At 36.3% G+C, this 21985-nt stretch carries 21 protein-coding genes; 8 read left to right on the top strand and 13 right to left on the bottom strand.

Translation table 11 applies throughout. The features are described from left to right. Positions 1-28: 28 nt before the first annotated feature. The 10 genes from recG to SOI85_RS00940 form a co-directional block, all read right to left on the bottom strand. On the bottom strand, positions 29-2566 hold the full coding sequence (gene recG / locus SOI85_RS00985) for an ATP-dependent DNA helicase RecG (RefSeq protein WP_320664367.1): 2538 nt from the start codon (positions 2564-2566) through the stop codon (positions 29-31). Beyond that, on the bottom strand, positions 2515-3753 hold the full coding sequence (locus SOI85_RS00980; protein WP_320664366.1) for a hypothetical protein: 1239 nt from the start codon (positions 3751-3753) through the stop codon (positions 2515-2517). Before SOI85_RS00980 ends, recG begins: the two co-directional genes overlap by 52 nt. Further along, entirely contained in the window at positions 3750-4412 is a 663-nt protein-coding gene (gene tsf / locus SOI85_RS00975) for a translation elongation factor Ts (RefSeq protein ID WP_320664365.1), read from the bottom strand. Before tsf ends, SOI85_RS00980 begins: the two co-directional genes overlap by 4 nt. An 85-nt stretch (positions 4413-4497) precedes the next feature. Continuing rightward, positions 4498-5217, bottom strand: coding sequence for a 30S ribosomal protein S2 (gene rpsB, locus SOI85_RS00970; RefSeq protein WP_320664364.1), 720 nt, complete (start codon positions 5215-5217; stop codon positions 4498-4500). A gap of 124 nt (positions 5218-5341) precedes the next feature. Further along, a complete protein-coding gene (locus SOI85_RS00965) occupies positions 5342-6274 on the bottom strand; it encodes a glycosyltransferase family 2 protein (RefSeq protein WP_320664363.1) in 933 nt (310 codons plus the stop codon). A 52-nt stretch (positions 6275-6326) separates the two neighbouring features. After that, the gene (locus SOI85_RS00960) at positions 6327-6482 is read right to left on the bottom strand and encodes a hypothetical protein (protein ID WP_150882534.1); all 156 of its coding nucleotides are present in this window, start codon (positions 6480-6482) and stop codon (positions 6327-6329) included. A 35-nt stretch (positions 6483-6517) separates the two neighbouring features. Then, on the bottom strand, positions 6518-7210 hold the full coding sequence (locus SOI85_RS00955; protein ID WP_320665092.1) for a DevA family ABC transporter ATP-binding protein: 693 nt from the start codon (positions 7208-7210) through the stop codon (positions 6518-6520). A gap of 37 nt (positions 7211-7247) precedes the next feature. Further along, a complete protein-coding gene (gene devC / locus SOI85_RS00950; protein ID WP_320664362.1) occupies positions 7248-8420 on the bottom strand; it encodes an ABC transporter permease DevC in 1173 nt (390 codons plus the stop codon). Continuing rightward, entirely contained in the window at positions 8417-9304 is an 888-nt protein-coding gene (locus tag SOI85_RS00945) for an HlyD family efflux transporter periplasmic adaptor subunit (RefSeq protein WP_320664361.1), read from the bottom strand. Before SOI85_RS00945 ends, devC begins: the two co-directional genes overlap by 4 nt. 5 nt (positions 9305-9309) lie before the next feature. Next, positions 9310-10056: a phycocyanobilin:ferredoxin oxidoreductase gene (locus SOI85_RS00940; protein ID WP_320664360.1), complete on the bottom strand. Its 747-nt coding sequence runs from the start codon at positions 10054-10056 to the stop codon at positions 9310-9312. 115 nt (positions 10057-10171) lie between these two features. On the opposite strand from SOI85_RS00940, the gene SOI85_RS00935 reads away from it, so the two are divergent. Continuing rightward, on the top strand, positions 10172-11359 hold the full coding sequence (locus SOI85_RS00935) for a pitrilysin family protein (RefSeq protein ID WP_320664359.1): 1188 nt from the start codon (positions 10172-10174) through the stop codon (positions 11357-11359). A 5-nt stretch (positions 11360-11364) separates the two neighbouring features. Next, on the top strand, positions 11365-12633 hold the full coding sequence (locus tag SOI85_RS00930) for a pitrilysin family protein (protein WP_320664358.1): 1269 nt from the start codon (positions 11365-11367) through the stop codon (positions 12631-12633). On the opposite strand, the gene SOI85_RS00925 is transcribed toward SOI85_RS00930, so the two are convergent. Next, positions 12621-12851 carry an NAD(P)H dehydrogenase assembly family protein gene (locus SOI85_RS00925; RefSeq protein WP_320664357.1) on the bottom strand — a complete coding sequence of 77 codons (231 nt, stop codon included), beginning with the start codon at positions 12849-12851 and terminating at the stop codon, positions 12621-12623. The genes SOI85_RS00930 and SOI85_RS00925 overlap by 13 nt on opposite strands. A 145-nt stretch (positions 12852-12996) precedes the next feature. On the opposite strand from SOI85_RS00925, the gene SOI85_RS00920 reads away from it, so the two are divergent. From SOI85_RS00920 to SOI85_RS00910, 3 genes are read left to right on the top strand one after another with little or no spacing between them, the layout of a single operon-like run. Next, positions 12997-13569, top strand: a complete 573-nt coding sequence (locus tag SOI85_RS00920) for a biotin transporter BioY (RefSeq protein ID WP_320664356.1) — start codon at positions 12997-12999, stop codon at positions 13567-13569. Further along, complete coding sequence (gene lspA / locus SOI85_RS00915) at positions 13566-14045, top strand: signal peptidase II (RefSeq protein WP_320664355.1); 480 nt, start codon at positions 13566-13568, stop codon at positions 14043-14045. The genes SOI85_RS00920 and lspA overlap by 4 nt, the downstream gene beginning before the upstream one ends. Positions 14046-14096: 51 nt before the next feature. After that, entirely contained in the window at positions 14097-15635 is a 1539-nt protein-coding gene (locus tag SOI85_RS00910; protein WP_320664354.1) for a GTP-binding protein, read from the top strand. Positions 15636-15751: 116 nt separating this feature from the next. Here the strand turns inward: SOI85_RS00910 and SOI85_RS00905 are convergent, their stop codons facing one another. After that, complete coding sequence (locus tag SOI85_RS00905) at positions 15752-17125, bottom strand: pyridoxal phosphate-dependent decarboxylase family protein (RefSeq protein ID WP_320664353.1); 1374 nt, start codon at positions 17123-17125, stop codon at positions 15752-15754. A gap of 107 nt (positions 17126-17232) precedes the next feature. Between SOI85_RS00905 and SOI85_RS00900 the strand changes: the two genes are divergently transcribed. Continuing rightward, complete coding sequence (locus tag SOI85_RS00900) at positions 17233-17724, top strand: nucleoside deaminase (protein ID WP_320664352.1); 492 nt, start codon at positions 17233-17235, stop codon at positions 17722-17724. On the opposite strand, the gene SOI85_RS00895 is transcribed toward SOI85_RS00900, so the two are convergent. Further along, positions 17717-18880: a pyridoxal-phosphate-dependent aminotransferase family protein gene (locus SOI85_RS00895; RefSeq protein WP_414477795.1), complete on the bottom strand. Its 1164-nt coding sequence runs from the start codon at positions 18878-18880 to the stop codon at positions 17717-17719. The genes SOI85_RS00900 and SOI85_RS00895 overlap by 8 nt on opposite strands. Positions 18881-19087: 207 nt before the next feature. On the opposite strand from SOI85_RS00895, the gene glnA reads away from it, so the two are divergent. Both glnA and SOI85_RS00885 read left to right on the top strand, forming a co-directional pair. After that, positions 19088-20509 carry a type I glutamate--ammonia ligase gene (glnA, locus tag SOI85_RS00890; RefSeq protein WP_320664351.1) on the top strand — a complete coding sequence of 474 codons (1422 nt, stop codon included), beginning with the start codon at positions 19088-19090 and terminating at the stop codon, positions 20507-20509. 357 nt (positions 20510-20866) lie between these two features. After that, a complete protein-coding gene (locus tag SOI85_RS00885) occupies positions 20867-21940 on the top strand; it encodes a class I SAM-dependent methyltransferase (protein ID WP_320664350.1) in 1074 nt (357 codons plus the stop codon). Positions 21941-21985 lie beyond the last annotated feature (45 nt).

Here is a 21985-nt window from a genome sequence, read left to right as displayed (position 1 = left end):
GTCTCATAAGAGTGTTAAGGAATCATTCTTAATTCAAGTGTGAGTTAATACTTGAGACATGAAATTGATTCTTAATCCAAGAACTCAGAAAAGCGTGCTTTCTTAATTCAGGATCTATTACTAATAAGTCCGTTGCTTTCTGACGAGCTAATTCAAGAATATCAGCATCAGTAATTAAACTCGCCAGAGCAAAATCAGGAAGCCCTGATTGCTTTGTTCCTAGTACCTGACCAGGCCCTCTTAATCTTAAATCAATTTCAGAAATTTCAAACCCATCATTTGAACTTACTAGAACTTCAAGCCTATGCTTAGAACTCTGTTGTTTTCCATCATAAATAAGTAAACAAAAAGATTTTGAGGCTCCACGACCAACACGTCCTCTTAATTGATGCAATTGAGATAGACCAAACCGATCAGCATTGTCTATTACCATTACAGTTGCATTAGGAATGTCTACACCAACTTCGACAACAGTCGTAGAGACAAGTATATCAAACTCCCTAGAGATAAATTTCCTGATAATCTCTTGCTTATCACTACCTGACATTCTTCCGTGTAGTAGTCCGACTTGAAGATCAGGGAAAATATCTTTTTCTAATTCCTCGTGAACTTTAATAGCCGAACGTAATTGTAACTTTTGAGAGTCATCAACTAAAGGTAAAACAACATATGCCTGATGCCCAAGTGTTACCTCATTTCTGATTAACTTATAGACATCGTCAATTTCTCCTCGCGAATATAATTGAGTATCAACAGGGGTTCGACCTGGAGGTAATTCATCTATTTGACTTACATCAAGGTCACCATGAAGGGAAAGGGCTAAAGTTCTTGGTATCGGGGTCGCAGTCATAGTTAAGAGATGTGGCTGCAATCCCTTATCTAATAATAGATTGCGCTGTCGTACACCAAAGCGATGTTGTTCATCTACAACAACAAGTCCTAATCTTGCGAACGTAACAGGGTCTTCTAACAGTGCATGTGTACCTACGAGTAACTGTAAAGTTCCTGCTGCCAAATCATCCAATATTTGACGGCGATGTTTACGAGTAGTTGATCCAGTTAAGAGTTCTACATTTACATGTAATTGAGGTAGCCATTTGCATAAGTTTCTATAATGTTGTTCCGCTAGGACTTCGGTAGGAGCCATTAATGCTCCTTGACATCCACCCTGTATAACTCTTAATAATGCTGCTACGGCAACAATCGTTTTACCGCTACCTACATCGCCTTGCAAAAGCCGAGACATAGGTTCGAATTTACTTAAATCTCGCTCGATATCAACCAGAACTCTTTGCTGAGACTTAGTTAAAGCAAAGGGCAATGAGTTAAGAAAAAGGGAAGGCAAACCGTCTCTCGAACATGTTGCAGGTAAATACGGAGACGGCCGATTTTTTAATTTTGAACGTCTAAGTAACAAACTAAGTTGCAAAGCAAAAAATTCATCAAATACAAGTCTTCTTCTAGCTTTGTCAAGTGCCTCCTGATCTGTAGGACAATGTATATCAATTAATGCTTTGGACTTAATCGGCAATGAAATTGATCTAATTATTTCACTCGGAACAGGATCAATCCAAGAATTGGATAAGGGTAAAATCTTATAAATAATTTCACGAAAATATTCAGAAGTAATCCCTTCTGATAATGAATAGATAGGAATTAAACGTCCAATTGTCTTTGATTTAATTTCAGAAGAAGTACTTTCTAAGACCTCTATAATAGGATCATTAAAGCTTTTTCCATAGGGACCCTCTTTTACTAAGCCACTTACAGCAACTCTAGAGCCGACAGGATATAACTGTTCCTGAGATTTCAAATAACTTCTATTACTGAATCGACGACCTGCAAAAAACCGTGTGACTTTTATACGTCCAGAAATATCTTGAAGCTGTATATCAAGTATTGAGAGGTTCTTATTACGTGGACTCACGAAAGAATTGCATTTTCTTACAGTGGCAACGATTGTTGCAGTATCACCAACCTCTAATTCTCGAATTTTACGAAGAGATGAATAATCGACATAATCCCTTGGATAATGAAGAAAAATATCTCTAACAAGATAAAGACCTAATGCACAAAGTTTTTGTGCTCGTTTCTCACCGATTCCATGAATATCTATTATTTCACTGTCTAGATTTAGTACGTTCTCAGGAGTATTGCTTACATTCTTTTCAAACGAGTGTGGATTCCTTATTTTTAAGTTAATAGAAGTAGTCTTTGGCTCATAGTCATATTTTTTTAACAACCTATGGAGTTGATGTCTTAAGTCAATGACTAGTCTACGTTTCCGAGGTTCTGGCAAAGATGGGTAGCCATTGAATCCTTTTTCAAATTCTTGTAATCGCGCAATAGAGTCTTTTGACAAAAATGCAGGGAAAGCTTTTAATTGCCTTGAAATAAACGCATTGAATAATTCATTTCTACCTTGAAGATTTTTGAAATCATTTTCAACCTCTAAGGTCAAAGCCTTTTGAAGTAGACGAGTCCATGCTTGAAATAATCCGACCTCTTTATCAGTCAGCCCTTTGTTGTGGTTGGATTGTTGGAATTTAGGGGTTTCTTCAACCATTGTTGACTTACTTCATTAGCCAGCAAGCGATTTTGCCAATGGCTATGCTGTTTTATCATTTTGAGTAAAAGGTGCCTTTGTTGATTAAGCAAGGACTTACATTTTCTTAGTCTGTGATTGTCAAATTCAAGCTCAGAAGGCCGTATCAAAACACAAGTAATATCTATAGCTTGATCAGAAAGAGCACTATTAATCGGAACATATATCCTTAATAAATTAGATGGGGCGTTTTGCGAATGAATCTGCCCAGCAACCGCTGAATCGAGAATACTGACAGGTATTAAATTATTTATAAACCCACCAGATAGCAGCTCTATATTTATTGAATTTGATAAATCTCTAAGAATTCTAATCAAAGATAACTCCAATGAATTCATCCATTTATAAAGCTCATAAGGATCTTCAGGTAAAAATCCAGCTTTGGCTGTTGGTGATTCTGTTATTGAATCATTTCCATTATTAACTTCCTCTATTCTTCTACTTTCATTATTTTGATCATTATTTTTTTTAAAGAGCATGGTATCTCCAGCTATCTGAAAGATTCTCCTCAAACCAGCCAGGCCATTATTATCATTTAAACGTTTAATTTTGAATTGCCCTTCATTCTTGGAAGATTCTTTTCTTCTGTCTAATTCAGAACTTAATTTATGAGTATTATTTTTTAAATTAGGAAATGAAACATTCTCTTCTATCTGAAGATCATTTTTAAAAAATGACTCGTATATCCTTTCTGGAAATTCAAGGGGAGGGTTAGAAGGTATTTCTATCGATTCAGAAATGGTCCTAGAGCTAGCATTAGATGAAACATTATTTAGATCAAATTCAGATAGAATTGCCTTTTGATTTTGCTTGATTTTTTCTTCATTCTCTTTTTCTAATTCTTCTGAAACATTCATTAAATGCTCAATTGTCAATAATGATAGATTGCTTGAGATAAGTGTATCAATTTTATTCAAATATACATTTTTAGAGTTTAAGGTTGAAGATTCCATTTGATATTTACCTTGATCAGTTATAAGCAAGAAAACTGACTGGCGCACCGCATTAGGTAAAATTGAACGAATTAATTTAAGATATAAAGCATTAAGTTTATATAGTTCTGGAGACAGTTCTTTACACTGCAGTCTTAAAAGCTCAAGCTGCTTCTCAGGTTTATATTTTGAAGAATTATCTTTTGGTAAATTCAATTTTTAATATCAGTCATAGATGCCACTTCTGATGCAAAGTCTGCCTCTTCGACATCAATACCCTCTCCTAAAGTATATCTAGTAAAACGACGAACTTTAATATTCTCTCCTATTTGACCTGCTACTTCTTTAACAAGTTCGCCAACACTTGAAGAGCTATCTCGGATAAAAGGCTGTTCTAATAATGCAAGTTCTTTTAATCTTTTCCCAATTCTGCCCTCAACAATCTTTTCCTTAATTTGCTCTGGCTTGCCAGACAGGTCATCTCTCCCCATTTCTATTGATTTTTCTTTATCAGCTATATCATCTGGTATATCATCAACGCTTACATATTCAACATTAGGGCAAGCTGCTACTTGCATAGCCAGATCCTTCAAAAGACCTTGAAATTTTTCTCCGCGAGCAACAAAATCAGTCTCACAATTCAACTCAAGCAAAACTCCTACTCTAGAGCCTGTATGAATGTAACTTCCAACTGCTCCTTCAGCGGCAACTCTACCAGATTTCTTTTCAGCGCTAGCTATGCCTTTTTGTCTTAACCATTGAATTGCTTTTTCAACATCACCAGAAGTTTCTGCTAGAGCTTTCTTGCAATCCATCATTCCTGCACCTGTTTTATCGCGCAGGTCCTTGACGAGTTTCGCTGTTATTGCAACCATTTTAAAAAGAGATTGGAGTTAATAAAGATTACTAAGTGAACTATAAATTAAAGACTTATAAACTTAAAAAATTTAGCGATAGATGCTATCTTCTGCCTCCATCAGAACCACCTTTATCATTAGAGCCATGACGGCCTTCGTTGATAGCGTCTGCCAATCGTCCAAGAATTAATTGAACTGAGCGAACAGCATCATCATTACAAGGAATTGGTACTTCACACAGATCAGGATCACAATTAGTATCAAGCATCGAAATCAAAGGAATATCAAGCTTTCTCGCTTCTAAGACAGCATTAGTTTCTCTTCGCTGATCGACAAGAACAACAACATCCGGTAATCTTTTCATATTTTTTAAGCCTCCAAGATATTTACGAAGTCTTTCTAATTCTCGTCTCAATACAGCCCCCTCTTTCTTAGGTCTCATTGCAATTGCTCCACTGGATTCCATTCTTTCTAGATCTTTTAATCGGTCAATACGAGCCTTCATTGTGGTCCAGTTAGTGAGCATTCCACCAAGCCAGCGTTGATTCACATAGGCAGCTCCGCATCTCATAGCTTCTTGAGCAATTACTTCAGATGCTTGTTTTTTAGTACCAACAAAAAGAAATCTTTTCCCTCCTCTTGCCGCAGATCTAGTCCACTTGTATGCACTATTCATACATACTGCAGTCTTTACTAGATCAATAATGTGCACTCCATTTCGAGCGCAATAGATGTAACGAGACATCTTTGGATTCCATCTTCTCGTCTGGTGGCCAAAATGTGCACCAGCCTCCATCATCTCTGAGAGAGTTACAACAGCCATAATTTGTTCTTAGTTTCGAGTTGGCCTCCACTTGACAAGATCAATACGACTTAGAGTCAATAATCACCCGAAACAGTCAAGTGTGTGTTTTTTGTTTACTTATATAATTTATCAAATAGAATGCTCAATTATGGTGAATAGACTTAGCTTCTCTATAAATAGCCCTAACCCCAATAAGATTTAAAGGAATTCTTAAAATATTCATTGCTAAATTTGAATTACCTCTACGAATAAGAACAGCTATAAGAGGGCGAAGTGTTTTCTCATTAATCAAGCCACCTAGTGTCAGACTTTCCCATAGCAGTCTATGAATAAAAGTGTATTGGATAATAAAGCGAACTCTTAAAGTCGGGTGTTTTCGATAAAAAACCAATGCCATTTTTGACCTCTCCTTTTCAACCCTTATAAGATCTGGGATTTTCTCTAAAGTCAATGCAGGATGCCAATGATAACCAATTGCCTTTGGGCATTGAACAAGTTGAACTCCCATTTGGCGTAGTCTTTCCCCCAGCTCCAAATCCTCCCATCCATAAAGATGGAAAGAGGTATCAAAAAGGCCCGATTTTAAGAGAACGTTTTTATCAATCGCTACATTTCCAGTAGCAAAATAAGCCCAAGAAAGATCTGATAACTTATAAGGCTCTGATGTTGGGAATTCTAAATTTGAAGTATTTATAACAGATCCATAGGTGAAACAAAGACGGTCCTTCCGTCTATTCCAAGTGCTTATTAAAGATTTAACATGAGAACTTAAAAACAATTCAGTAACTACCAAGTCGCTATCTATAAATATTATTAAATCACCAAAACTATTTAATACTCCAAGATTTCGAGCTTCTGCGGGACCTCTATGTTCCTGCTCTAAAAGTCGAAGATGAGGAAATAATTTACCACTCTTTTTTAACCAAGGAATCGTCCCATCAGTTGAACCATCGTCTATAACTACGATTTCATACTCTTTTATTTCAGGTATTATGATTTGTTTCTCGAGAGCATTTAGACACTTCTCAAGAATAAGCTTCCGATTATAAGTGGGAATAATAACACTTATAAACATTAAATAACACCATAAAAAGTATTTTTTCTTTTAAAAAAACTCATTTTAGAAGTCAGTCTGCTGCTCCTCCATTATTAGCAGTACCAGTAACCCCATTTCCTGCACCTTCTCCACGACCATCATTTCTCAACTTACGCTTCTTAAATCTCCTTGCATAAGCACGATTTCTCTCTTGTTTTTCCTTCTTAAGGTTTCTTCTTTTAGCCATTCGTCAAAAAGTCCTAAAAACTATATCTACCCAACTTACTCAATCGAGGACATTAATCTGCCATCTTCCATTTTTAACACTCGATCTGCAATATCTAATATCCTTGGGTCATGAGTGACCATAAGGACTGAGCAAGATTGCTCTAATGCTAATTTTTTTAGTAAATCAACAATTTCTCTACCAGTACTGCTATCAAGAGCAGAGGTGGGCTCATCGGCCAAAAGAAGTCTTGGTCTCGCTGCTAAGGCTCTAGCGATAGCGACTCTTTGTTTTTGTCCACCTGAAAGATTGTGGGGAAGCTTACTCATATGATCACTTAATCCAACAGCCCTCAGCCACTCACGCGCTTGATCTCTTCGAGCCCGGTATGAAAAACCCTCTAACAAGTCAGATCCCATCTGAACATTCTGCTCAGCAGTAAGACAACGAAGTAAATTATGACCTTGGAAAATCATCCCAATCTTTCTTCTAATCAACTGCCTGCTATTTCTACTCGCACTATGCAATTGTTTCCCTAAAACATTTAACTCTCCTTTCTCAATTTGTCTAAGAGCACCGATAAGGGTAAGCAACGTGGTTTTGCCACAACCAGAGGGTCCAGTTAGCAATACAACTTCTCCTGGTGCAATTTTCATAGAAACAGATTGGAGGACCTGTCGCCTCATTGTCCCTTTGCCAAACCAATGACAAAGAGAATTTATTTCAACAGTTAATTCAGAATCAGAAATCAAATTAACAAAAAACAAAATTCATAGTGTGCTCTCATTAGAAAATTTCGGCAGGATCAGCATCCGAAAGACGTCGCATAGCAACAAGAGCAGATCCCATGCACATAAATAAAATGAGGATCAAAACAAGTGATGCTCTTTCAAAAGTCATCACTACAGGCAATTTAGTAGAACTTCTTACAAGCGAATAAAGCCCTTGACCAGATATATATGCCGGCAAATATCCCATTATTGAAAGCAAAATTCCTTCTCTGGCTACCACTCCTAACAAAGTTTTTAATTTGTATCCCATAGCCATTAATGTTGCATATTCTGCTAAATGATCACTTACATCGCTATATAGAATTTGATAAACAATTACGCATCCAACAACAAATCCCATTGCTGCTCCAAGTGAAAAAATAAATCCTATAGAAGTACTATTTCTCCAATAATTTTTTTCAAACTCAATAAATTCTTTTTGAGTCAAAACCTTTACATCCCTTGGAAGACTTAACTGAAGGGATTTCGCAACTTTAACGGGATCCGCTTTATTGATTAATCTTACAAGCCCTATTTCAATACTTCCAGAAGGAGTGTTCGGTAATAATTTCAAAAAAGTTTCTCTGCTAGTTAAGAGATTTCCATCAGCGCCAAAGGAAGGGCCAAGTTTAACAAGACCAGAGACTCGTACTCGCTTACCAGCAACTTCAGTCTCAACTGGACGTCCAGAACGAAACCATTGAGGTATAGGACCAAACTCATCTCTAGAAAGCTCATCAAATAAAACTCTGCCAACATTTGTAAGAGTTTTAGCCTTAGCGTTGAATCCTTCCTCTTTTAACAAAGGGTCTGTTGGCTCAAAGCCAAGAGCAAGTATTGATCTCGTAGAAAGTGTTTTAGGATTTCTCCATAAAACAAACGTCCAGTTAACGGGAGTTGTTCCTAATACATCTTTATGTGCCATCGCTTGAATGAGCCTTCTCCTTGGAAAACCACTCATACTTATAGAACTCTTAGACCTGGGGCTAATTAAGACAATATCTGCATCAAAAAGCTTGTGAACAGTCACACTTGTGTCAAACAGACCATCTCTAAACCCCAATTGCATAAACATCAAAATTCCAGCAAAACAAATTCCAGCGATAGCAACAAAAAGTCTCAAAGGCTGTCTTGTCAATAACAACCAAGAAAGAGGTATTTGCCGAGAAGTCCAAAAATTAATGTTCACTCTGGTTTAAATTTTGCAATAACTTTGATTCCTGTTAAATGACTAACAGATTTAATATAATTAGGAAGGAGTTTTACCCTGACTTCAACAACCCTTGCATCAGCATCTCCAGTTGGATCTGTTGATAAAACCTTTCTTTGTCTTACTTGAGGACTAATTCTTTCAACAGTCCCTAAAAGAATCTCGTCAAAGCCTCCATTTTCGCTGATTAATGACACAGACTGACCAACTCTAATTCTTGAAATATCAGATTCATAAACTTCAACCAATGCTTGCATTAATTGGCTTGCTCCAACTTCTAGAACGCCTTCAAGTCCTGGTCTCTCTCCAACACGAGTATTTACTTTAAGTATCATTCCATCAATTGGACTTAACAATTGGCTGTCTCTAAGTTCTGACTTTAAACCAGTAATTTCAGCAAGTATCTCATCTCTTTGTCCTTCTAATTTTAAAAGTTCATCTTTTTTCTCTTCAAGCAAGGCAATTGGGAAAGCACCCTTTAGTGCCGCTTGCTGATAACGAGAGATATCTTTTAACTGATAAGAAATATTTTTAGTAAGTGTTTTATATCTAACTTGTTTTGATGAAAGGTCAGAAATGATCTTTGGTTGACTATCAAACACAGCCAATATCTGTCCTTGAGTAACGACATCTCCTTCTTTAATTAAAAGCTTAGAGACTCTAGGTGTACCACCGAAACTACTTAAAGGGGCAGCTAGTCGTCTAACTTCCCCATAAGGAGAAAGTTGACCCAATGCTGCTACAGATTCAACAGGTTTAACTATTTCTTCCTTTAAAGACGAAGCCTGTTGCGTTTCTTTTAGGCAGCCTGTTAAACCCAATACAACAAACAAGCCGAATGATGAGACCAAAAATGATTTCAAAAAATTTATTCTTTTGGAAGTGGAGAACATTCGAATAAAACTATATCTATATAGCGATCAGCCCAAGTCGGACTGAACGTTTTGGCAAGGACATTCCTGGTTTTGTCATTTCTCTTCTGTTGTATGCAATAGGTCTTCTGATAGTTATATCTTTCAATCGTAGTTGGAGAATGCAAAGAATCAGGCTCAACAAGAAAAGAGTAAGAAATTAAAGAACCCAAATAATTATGAACCAGCTTTAAGAAATTTTTTTCTTCCATTGAAGATTCGGGCTTGATAAAACATACATTTGAAGAAAATATAGTTCCCCATTCAGGTATAGCTCTTATTGATTTGAATTCAGGCATATCAATTAAAGCCATCTTTTGTATTATCGGATCAGGTAAACACTTTCCAACGGGAGACAGATCAACAATTGCAGCTGTCACAATACCGTTAGCTGATACAAGATCCACTCCAAAAATAGGCAGATTAAATCTGGGGTCCGGGAAAAATACACAATGAAGTATTTGCAAGTTCGAACCAATTCTTGCTAATTCCAAATGAAGCTTCCTAAAGCCTCTCGCCTGATGTAATTCATTAAAAATAAACAAGTCATCTCCATCAACTTTCTTATAAACATTTCGTAATTCTGGATCTAAATCCAATAAAGCCACTTGATCGAGGCTATCTCTAGATTTCCTTATTAAATCAGCAGTTGATTCTAAAAGTGGATGAAGACCTTTTCCACTAATATATGAAGAAAGAAGCACAACAGAGAGTATAAAGGGAGTAAATCTTTGACAAGAGACACTGACAAACTCAATCTTAGAACCAAGTCTTAAAGTTTGTTCTCTTCAGAACAATATCTCTTGTGTCATCGCCCATATGCCTGACACACCTTTGACATGTATTGATCTTTGGATCAAAGCTGGTAGTTCATACGAAAGGCCAGGGGAAGAGGGTATTGCTCACTTCCTTGAACACATGATTTTCAAAGGTGGGAAGAATCTAAAAGAAGGTGAATTCGATAGAAAAATTGAGGCTCTAGGTGGAAGTAGTAATGCTGCAACTGGATTTGATGACGTCCACTTCTACGTACTAGTACCATCAGAAAAGATAAAACCTGCACTTAATCTTTTAATTGAGTTAGTTCTTTACCCAGCTATAGAACCAAATGCGTTTAGAATGGAAAGAAAGGTTGTTTTAGAGGAAATTGCTCAACATAATGATCAACCTGATGAGCAAATATTTCAAAAGTTATTAGAAATTTGTTGGATCAATCATCCTTACGGGCGTCCTATTTTAGGTTTCCAAAAAAGTCTGAATGAACTTTCTAACGTTGATATGAAATCATTTCATGAAAGGCTTTATAAATCTACTAATTGCGTAATCTCAATAGCAGGAAATGTCCCAGATGAAATCAAAAGCTTATTCAATAAATCAAATCTCTCAAAACAAGAGAAGAATTCATCAATAGATCCTAAACAAAAGAAAAAAACGCCTCTTGTTTTCAAAAAAGTAACCAAAGAAATAAATGTAGATCGACTTGGGATATCACGTTTGATTATGGCTTGGCCTAGTCCACCTGCCCAGGATCAATCTCTAATCATGGGATTTGATATTGCTACTTCTTTACTTGCGGAAGGGCGTCGTAGCCGTTTGGTTGAACATTTACGTGAAAATCTTAAGATTGTGGAGTCGATAGACATGGATATAACTTCACTTGAAGAGGGGGGAATAATCACTCTTGAGGCTTCTTGTCAAAAAAAAGAAATTGAAAAAGTAAAGAAAGAGATTTTTTTAATACTAAACGAATATATAAATAATCCTGCTCAGTCAGAAGAAATTAAACGTGCCCACCAACTTGTTAAAAATAGTCTTTGTTTTTCACTCGAGACAAGCCGCAATGTTTCCTCATGCATTGGATCACAATTTCTTTGGGGTCGGCATCAACCCTTATTAGCACCTTTAGAACTCATTAATTACTGGTCAGCAGAAAACCTCAAAAACGAAATCTTTTATAATTTACATCCAGATAAAGCATCAATTCTCATAGCAAATCCAAAAAAATAAAAAACATGAGAACATTAAAAACATACTTCGATCCTCATAATTCACCAGGTGTTCTTGCCGCAAAACTATGGATTAGTGGAGGTAGTCGTGATGATCCCTCAGGGCGAAAAGGAGCACATCAATTACTAAGTTCATTACTGAGTAGGGGATGCGGACCATATAACGATAAAGCCTTAGGAGATATAGTTGAAGGATGTGGAGCAGGATTACATTGCGAAACATACGAAGATGGTATTTTAATTAGCTTGAAATGTATGGGTAGTGACGCTCATAAGCTTTTTCCGATATTGGGATGGATGATAAAAGATCCTCATTTAAACGCAGATCATATAAATTTAGAGAAAGATCTTTCTATTCATGCATTAAACAGACAACGAGAGAATCCCTTTTATATTGCATATGATGGTTGGAGACGTATTGCTTATGGCAATGGTCCATATGGACATGATCCTCTTGGAGAAATTGAAGATATTAAAAACATAAATAAAGACGATCTAATCACGCTATCAAAATCTATCTATAAAGAAAAAAAAATTCTGGTTATTTCTGGAGCACTACCCCAAAATCTTTCAGAAGAGATTCAGTATATTGAGCCATTTAATGATCTAACAAAAGAAGATTCAGGTGATTTAAGTTCGCAAGATAATTTCTTATCAAACGTCATCCAACCGAATAAAGGAGGTCCAACGATAAGTCTAAATTTTGCAAATACCTCGCAAATTGTTTTAATGATTGGTCAACCAACAGTTGGTTATACAAATAAAGACAACCTTTGCCTACGACTCCTCAATTGTCATCTTAGTTCAGGCATGTCTAGTAAATTATTTCTTGAATTAAGAGAAAAGCACGGTGTAGCATACGATGTTGGTGTATACAATCCCTCCAGGGAAATAGGATCTCCATTTGTCCTACATGCTTCAACAAGTGAAGAAAAATCTTTACTAACTCTTGATCTCCTTATAAAAGCATTGAGAGATCTTCAACAAGATTTGCTATCAAAAGAAGAGATCTCACTAGCTAAAACTAAATATCGTAGTCAAATATCACACTCAACTCAAACCGTATCCCAACGCGCAGAAAGAAAAGCCTATTTACTAGGAATGAAACTACCTATAAATCAAGATGAATTAAATCTTAAAGCTATTGAATCGATAACAAGTAATGAATTATTAAATGTAGCAACTAAATACTTATCAACGCCTCTGCTAAGTCTTTGCGGACCAAGGAAAAGCCTGAAAAAACTTACCCAAAAATGGGATAACTATTCATTGTGATTTACTGGTGCTTGCATAGATAGTTTTTCAAAAGGTATTAAAAATGTACCTCGTCTGAATTTTACTTCTGCAATCTCTTTTGCCCTTAAACCAATCACCTCCCCCAACTCCTCAACAGTTACAAGATCTGGGGGACGTAGCATGGGCATAGGATCAGTGGTTTTAAGATAAGGAAGCGATGACTTTATAAAGACTTTGGCTCCAATAAATAAATCCATAATTTCAATTGACGAAAAAAGCTTCTGAATCAGCAAACACCAGTATAGGAAGTCAAGCAATCTCTACTTTTAATAAATATCTTTTTTCATGTAAGTAGCGCTTATCTAAAAAATGCAGCAGCATAGTTGTATATGAAATTAATTTGTGAGAGCCGTAAGAATCTTAAGTGGGGCAATACTTGGTCTTATGATGATCCTAATAGGAACGATGGTTCCAACTGGGTTCTTAGCCCCCAGTGTTAATTCTCTAGCTAATATTATTTCATTAAAAAGCTCATTACAAATACCCTCTGTTTTAGTAAGTGGAATAGTTCTCGGCCCCAGAACAGCCGTTCTATCATCTATCGCATACCTAACCATAGGTCTTTTCTACCTTCCAATTTTCCAGGGTGGGGGCAGCATTGGATATGTAATTACGCCTGGATTTGGTTATCTTGTTGGATTCATTCCTGCAGCATTCATTACTGGTAAACTCTCACAGCGTAAGAAGAAAAATCCTTTAATCTTTTTTACAAAAATATCTATTGTAGGTTTATTAGTAATTCATGTTACTGGCATAATTAATTTAATATTAGGAGGGCTCCTACAGCTCTGGGGGGGAAGCATGACTGAACTTATATTTTTGTATGGTTTTTCACCTTTCCTTCATCAACTGATTCTTTGTCCTGCAATTGCACTATTCTCTATCTCTATCAAGAAAGTATTATTTATCAAATGAAAAAAGCTTATATAAGTCATAAAGTCTTAATTACATTGGCATTTTTCATAATGCTAATAGATCAACTAAGCAAATATTTTGCAATCAATCTGCTCAAAGAAAATTTTATCATTAAAATCATACCTAATTTAATCCAACTAAGACTTGCAAGAAACACAGGAGCTGCTTTCAGCATTCTTAGTGAAAGAACATCCTTCCTCTCCTTTATAAGTCTGTTTTTCACTATGTCGATAATTATTTGGCTATTGCGCTCCAAATTAGTAGAGTTATGGCTTGGAACATCTTTGAGTTTTCTCCTGGGAGGAACGATAGGTAATGGTATAGATAGGTTTAGACTAGGTTATGTAAATGATTTCATTGAGATAGTTCCTATCAACTTCCCCATTTTTAATTTTGCTGATATTGCAATTAATATAGGTTTGATTTTCTTTCTAGTAGACATTATAAAGAAAAAGAATGAAGAGAGTATTTTTTAGCTTAAATTCACCAGGTACTTGCATGCCAAAATTAAATAATAAAAATAATTTATGATGACCAGAAAAAAACTCATAATATTAATTGCAATTAGTTTTCCTTTCTTTTTAGTAATTGCAGGAATAATAGGAGCGCTAATACGACTAATAAACCTTCAGACATTATTTATTACATCCATTCTTATTCTTATTTTCTCGAAAAAGTTAAAGTCTCCTATAATTAATAAAATACTAAGTTTTACAGGCTCAAACAGGAAAAGAAATCATCTAAATTTATTTCTTAAAACAAAAAAAGAAGCTGCCATAAAAAGTATCGAGAGTATTGATAGGCTTATAGCAAGGATCCATAATAAAGTTGAGATAGAAGGTTTAAGGCAGGAACGAGACCGTGTTAAAAGTGAGCTTTCTAGAGGTGATTTAAATATAGTCGTATTCGGAACAGGATCGAGTGGAAAAACATCTCTTATAAGAGCACTTTTAAATGAAATAGTAGGTAATGTAGGACCTTCGATGGGATCAACAACTAACAGCAATTCCTATAGACTCAGGCTCAAAGGATTAAGAAGAGGTATCCAAATAACAGATACGCCAGGTATTCTTGAAGGAGGTAAAAATGGCCGATTTAGAGAGAGAGAAGCTCTAATTAAAGCCAGTAGAGCAGACTTAATGATTGTGGTAATAGATACTGATTTGAGAGAAGCAGAGTTTGAGATTATTGATAATCTTTCAAAAGTTGGGAAAAGACTTTTTCTTGTATTAAATAAAATTGATCTTCGAGGAATTAAAGAAGAACAGCAACTACTTGCGATACTTAGAGCAAGAACTAAAGGACTAATTAAATCAGAAGATATCATAGCTACAACTGCATCTCCTCAATCAATACCAAAGCCAGGAAAAAGTCCCATCCAGCCTCTACCTGAGATTGACAACCTTGTCAGGCGTCTAGCTAAAGTACTTTATGAAGAAGGAGAAGAACTTCTCTCAGACAATATTCTTCTTCAATGCAAAAGCCTTGGAAACATTGGCAAAAACGTACTTAATAAACAACGTGAACTATCTGCAAGGAAATCAGTTGATAAATATAGCTGGATAAGTAGCGGCGTAGTTGCAATCACTCCACTACCAGGAGTAGAGCTATTAGGAGCAGCAGCAGTTAATGCCCAAATGGTAATTGAGATTGCAAAAGTGTATGGTATCGAAATCACAAGAGCAAGAGCAAAAGATTTGGCTTTGTCTGTGGCTAAAACACTTACAGGATTAGGGATTGTTCAGGGTGGGCTAAGCGCAATAACCTCAGCTCTATCGATGAATGTACCAGGTTTTATTGTTACTAGAGCTATTCAAAGTGTTACCGCAGCATGGCTTACCCGTGTCGCAGGAGAAAGTTTCATAACATATTTCCAGCAAGATCAGGATTGGGGAGATGGAGGCATTCAAGAGGTAGTCCAACATCAATATGATTTAAATCGGAGAGAAGAAACTCTAAGTAATTTTATAAATCTAGCGTTAAGAAAAGTTGTTACTCCCCTAAGAAATAATCTAAATCGACAACTACCACCGCACCAAAGGCCTCGGGGGGGGGAGGAAGCATAGGGCCACGTGCATCTAAAAGTGTTATCAACAGCAAATAGCCAAATCCAATAAGAACTGAAATTCCGGCTGTGAAAAGAGCTAGGATTTTTTTACGAGGAAATGACATTTGGTCTACCTTACTTAAATAATGATTGATTTAAAATTTCTGACAACTCATTCAAGTGTGTTTTACTTGTATGAGGATTACCTAAAACAATTTTCAAATAATACCTCTCTTTATAAAGAGGTCTAGAAACCATAAAGTTATTATCCAAAAGGTCTTTTCTTGTTTTGATAGACCATGAAGAACTAAGTTCCTTATCAAGTTTTTTAGGGGTTAAAGCAATTAAATGTAAAGGGCCACTTGCAATTTCAAAGTTAGATTCATCTATAAGAGTTTGAAGGTATCTTCGTCTATCAATAGCGTTCTGAAGTAAAGATTCAATCCCTTTTTCTCCTAATTGTCGTAAACCCATCCATAACTTGAGGACATCTGCAGGCCTTGTTCCTTGAAGGCCTGCTTCTCCTCCATGGAAATCATCTCCGATACTTGGCTCAATATATGGCATCTCAGTTCCAAACGTAGACATTAAATCAGCTCTATCTGCTACTAGTAATAATGAGGATGTTTTCGCCACTCCTAAAAGTTTCTGGGGATTAATAGAAAGAGAGTTTGCTAAAGATATTCCTTTTACTAATGAAGAAGTGGAGTCAACTAATCCAAAAACTCCGCCAATAGCTCCATCTACATGAAGCCAAAGTCCCTCACTCTTACAAAATCGAGACATCTCTAATAAAGGGTCAATTGCTCCTCGAATAGTGGTACCTGCTGTAGCAACCACGGCAAAACATTTCTGACCTTTCTCTCGAAGTTTATTTAATTCAATCCTCAAAGAGTCAATTGAAATCTGACCATCATTATTAGTTGATACTTTTACAAATGATTCACGAGAAAGTCCCATAACCCCAATAGATTTCAAGAGTGAAATATGAGCATCTGAGCTTGCCAAAATTACAGCTTTAGCATCAGTCTGTAGTCCAGCTTTTTTACGAGCTATAACTAAAGCCATTAAATTACTAATAGTTCCACCGCTCGCAAGCACTCCTCCACTCGAGGATGGAAAGTCAAATTGATCTGCAATCCATTTACAAACGTTGCGCTCCAACTTGCTAAAGCTTGGTGAAAGCTCATGGGCTAATAAATTATTATTTAATCCAGCACAAACAAGATCAGCAACTATCGACGAAGTAAGAGGCGGCGGATCAAGATGAGCAAGAGCTCCTGGGTGAGAAGGGCGATAAGCACCTGCCATAATTATTTTGAGATCTTCTAATAAATCTTGTCTTGAAAATCCCTCATAAAGAGGTGCTACCTCAACATTTTTTTTTGAGACAGGCAAAGGCGAAGACTTGCCCGTTGCCGCAAACCAATTACATAGTTCACTGCAAGTATCATCTAAGAATGATCTCAACTCACTATCAAGTTGATCTGGAGAGGCAAAAGGTTCCAATGAGAATGATGTGTTTATACAAACTTCTGTTGTTAACCTAAAAATTTTATTCCTTAGCCTCCCTTTCTTAAGCTTATTTAATCAGAACCCAACAGCTCTATAAAACTTTGTCAAAACCAATACATATAGATGAAAACAAAATAAAAGAATGGATGACTATTCTTATAAAAAGAGCTGATTATATTGGTGCGCTAGGAGAGATACCTGTAACAGCAGTTGTTTTAGATGAGAAAGGGAGATGTATCGGACATGGAGGTAACAGAAGGGTTAGGGAAGCAGATCCCATGGGACATGCTGAAATTGCAGCAATAAGACAAGCTGCTTGGATAAAAAATGATTGGAGGCTTAACGATTGCACTTTAATTGTTACGCTAGAACCTTGCACTATGTGTTCAGCTGCTCTTATTCAAGCAAGAGTAGGCCAGGTTATATATGGGGCATCAGATACTAAAAGGGGGGGGCTAGGAGGAACTATAGATTTGTCAAAACAACCTAGTTCTCATCACAAAATAATTATTCAAAGAGGTTTTTTAGAGGAAGAAGTAAGTTATCAAATTAAGAATTGGTTCAAACGAAAAAGGGCAAATAATTCTATCTAAATTTTGGCAATTCAGATTCAAACAAAGAAAGAATGCGTTCAACATTTTCCCTTTTTGAGTTGTACCCCATTAGTCCAATGCGCCATACCATACCAGCCAAATCTCCCAATCCACCCCCTATTTCTACACCAAAATTATTCAATAAATGAAGTGAAAAAGCCTTTCCGTCAACTCCAGAAGGGATACAAACAGTTGTCAGAGTTGCTAAACGCAAATCGGGATTGACATGCATTTTCAAGCCAAGACTCTGGAGTCCACTCCAAAGAAGATTTGCATTATCCAAATGACGTTTCCACGAATTCTCTAACCCCTCTTCCGCAATCAATCGAAGAGATTCTCTTATACCAAAATTCATATTTACTGGGGCTGTATGGTGATACACACGATCACTTCCCCAATATTTATTTAAAAGGGATACATCCAAATACCAATTTGGCACCTTTCCACTTCTTTGACTTAACTTTTCTTCACCTCTAGAGTTAATAGTAAAAGGTCCTAAACCAGGAGGACAACTTAATCCTTTTTGACTACAGCTATAAGCTAGATCTACTTTCCATTTATCAAGATATAAAGGAACTCCTCCTAAAGAGGTAACTGTGTCTAAGAGTAAGAGAGCATTATGTTTTCGACAGAGTTCACCAATGCCTTCCATCGGCTGACAAACACCTGTAGAAGTTTCTGCATGAACAATTCCGAAAACAGCAGGCTTATATTTAACTAATGCTCTTTCAATCTCATCCAATGAAAAAGCTTCTCCCCACTGTTTTTCAATAGTTTGAACGTTTGCCCTATATCTTCCTGCCATATCAGCCAATCTATGTCCAAAATATCCTTTGATTGCAACTAAAACAGTATCTCCTGGCTCCACTACATTTGCGATTGTGGCCTCCATAGCCGCACTACCAGTCCCACTCATAGGAAGTGTTAATCGATTATCTGTTTGCCAAACATATCGAAGCAATTCCTGAACTTCTCCCATTAAAGAGATGTAAAAAGGATCCAAATGACCGACTGGATTAAGAGATAAAGCTTCTAAAACAGAAGGGTGAGAATTAGAGGGGCCTGGTCCCAACAAAAGCCTTTCGGGAACAGAAATAGGCCCAAAGAGTTTTTTATGGAGATTATTTACTGATGGCAAAATTGGAGTTGTCGTCAAGATCTAATCTTTCTATCTACATACGAGCCTAAACAGCAAAGGCCTAATTACGGAAAATTTTTATTTGTATTGCAATAGCCTTACAATAAATTTTGGAAATTCTTTACACCAGATCTAAACGCAGACCTAAAAAAGTACCCATTGATACAAAACTAGTCCCTCGTCCTTATTACGGTCTATATAGGAAATAAACTTAGAAAAAACTCCATGGTTAAATCATCTCAGGACGTCTTACGTCAAATCAAGGATGAAGGCATAGAACTTGTTGATCTTAAATTTACAGACTTGCATGGCAAGTGGCAGCATCTAACAATTACTACTGAGATGCTTGAGGATGAGTCTTTTACTGAAGGGCTAGCTTTTGACGGCTCATCAATTCGTGGTTGGAAAGCAATTAATGAATCTGATATGGCAATGGTCCCAGATCCAAATACCTCTTGGATTGATCCATTTTATAAACACAAGACACTTAGCTTAATTTGTTCAATACAAGAACCAAGAAGTGGGGAACCCTATGCAAGATGTCCCAGAGCTCTAGCTCAAAAGGCCCTAGATTATTTGTCTAGTACAAGCCTTGCTTACAAGGCTTACTTCGGTCCAGAGCCAGAATTCTTCTTATTTGACGACGTTCGATATAACTCTAGTGAAGGAGAATCTTCTTATAGTGTAGATACTATTGAAGCGCCTTGGAACACTGGAAGGAAAGAAGAAGGTGGAAACCTTGCTTATAAAATTCAATATAAAGAAGGATATTTTCCTGTAGCGCCTAATGATACTGCTCAAGATATTCGCTCAGAGATGCTTCTTTTGATGGGTGAATTAGGTGTTCCAATAGAGAAACATCACCACGAAGTTGCTGGAGCAAGTCAGCATGAATTAGGGATGAAATTTGCGCCTTTAATTAATGCGGCAGACAACGTAATGATATACAAATATGTTGTGAGAAATATCGCTAAAAAATATGGTAAAACAGCAACTTTTATGCCAAAGCCTGTCTTCAATGACAACGGAACTGGAATGCATGTTCATCAAAGTTTGTGGAATGGTGACCAACCCTTATTCTTTGGAGAAGGGACTTATGCCAACCTTTCTCAAACTGCAAAATGGTATATAGGTGGGATTCTGAAGCACGCTCCATCATTCTTAGCCTTTACAAATCCAACAACTAATAGTTACAAACGTTTAGTTCCTGGATTTGAAGCTCCTGTTAATTTGGTTTACTCACAAGGCAATAGATCTGCCGCTGTTCGCATTCCTCTAACTGGCCCTAGTCCAAAAGCGAAAAGATTAGAATTCAGATCAGGAGATGCTTTAGCAAATCCTTATTTAGCTTTTTCAGCAATGATGATGGCAGGGATAGATGGTATTAAAAACCAAATTGATCCAGGCGAAGGAGTTGATGTAGATCTGTTTGAACTACCCTCTGATGAACTTGAAAGCATAAGAACGGTACCTTCATCTTTGAATGATGCGCTTGATGCCTTAAAAGCTGACAATGATTATTTAAAAGAGGGGGGTGTTTTTACAGACGACTTTATAGAAAACTGGATTTCTCTTAAATTCGAAGAAGTCCAGCAATTGAGACAAAGGCCTCACCCACATGAATTCTTCATGTATTACGACGCATAATTTTCGAACTTTTCGGATTTAAATTTCATATAGAACACTGCAACTTAAAAGTTTTAAGTTGCAGTGTTCTATATAAAGAATTATTCATTCATATAAAATATCTACTTATAGTAAACAAGGTATTAGTTAATTTTAACCAAATAAAGCATCAAAGAAAGCATCAAAGAAAGATAAAAGGTTATCTCTCAAATACAAAAGTTCTTTTACTCTAAATTAAATTTCTTGAAGAGAAATATTGAAAAAACTAAGATTCAAATCTAAAAATCCACCAAAAAGCTTGGAAATTGTTAGTAAATTGACTAATTTGTCTCAAAAAACTCATATTTCTGTTGAAATAGTGTCAACTAAAACCTTTTTATGGTTAGCCCAAGTCTTGCGAAAATTGCTTACCACACACTTCAACAAGGAAAAAGCATTGCCGGCTTAGCTCATAAGAGTGTAAGCACAAAGCTAATGGAAAGGTATTTGCAAGATAAAAATTCATCAGATTTTCCACTAAGTCCAGATGTCTTTAATAAATTGCGTAAGTCCATGAATACACTTCAAGAAATAGATTGGCTAGAAGCGGAAAATGGTATTTACCCTAAAGCACAACTTTTCGAAGCACCCTGGATTGAATGGGCAAAAAAATACCCACTTGTCTGGCTAGACATGCCATTGACCTGGAATAGACGCAAAGAAAGTAAAACTAGAGATATTCCTAAAAATATAAATCGCAAACAATATCCTGACTATTATTTACAAAATTTTCATCATCAAACTGATGGTTACTTAAGCAAACATTCTGCAGAACTATATGACATACAAGTGGAAATTTTATTTAATGGAACAGCTGATTCAATGCGCAGAAGAGTTCTAAGTCCACTTATAAACGGACTTAAATTCTTTAATAACAGAAATAAAGATGAATTAAAAGTACTTGATGTTGCTACTGGGACAGGTAGAACACTACAACAGATCAGGAGTGCTTTACCAGAAGTAGAACTATTTGGCTTAGATCTTTCTAGTTCTTATCTAAAACAAGCAAGTAAATACCTTAGCAGGAGGGAAGGAGAGATTGTACAACTTGCGAAAGGTAATGCGGAAGAAATGAACTATAAAAGCAATGAAATGAATGGAATTACCTGCGTTTTTCTATTACATGAGCTACCCCCAAAAGCTAGGCAAAATGTAATAAACGAATGCTTTCGATTAATTGAACCTGGTGGTGTATTTGTTCTAGCCGATTCCATTCAATTATCCGACTCGCCGGAGTTTAAAGTTGTAATGGATAATTTTCACAAAGTATTTCACGAACCATATTATAAGGATTATATTAATGATGATATAAATAAAAGGCTCAAAAATGCTGGATTTATAAATATAAGTGCTCAATCTCATTTCATGACTAGAGTTTGGACCGCATACAAGCCTACTCCAGAAAAATATTAAAAAAGTACACTTAATCCTTTAATCTAAAAAACAGCAGATAAGCTT

Source organism: Prochlorococcus sp. MIT 1223 (assembly GCF_034092465.1).
In the GTDB taxonomy this organism is placed as follows: domain Bacteria; phylum Cyanobacteriota; class Cyanobacteriia; order PCC-6307; family Cyanobiaceae; genus AG-402-N21.
The sequence above is the reverse complement of the archived record's forward strand: the minus strand, read 5'-3'. Positions and strand labels throughout refer to the sequence as shown.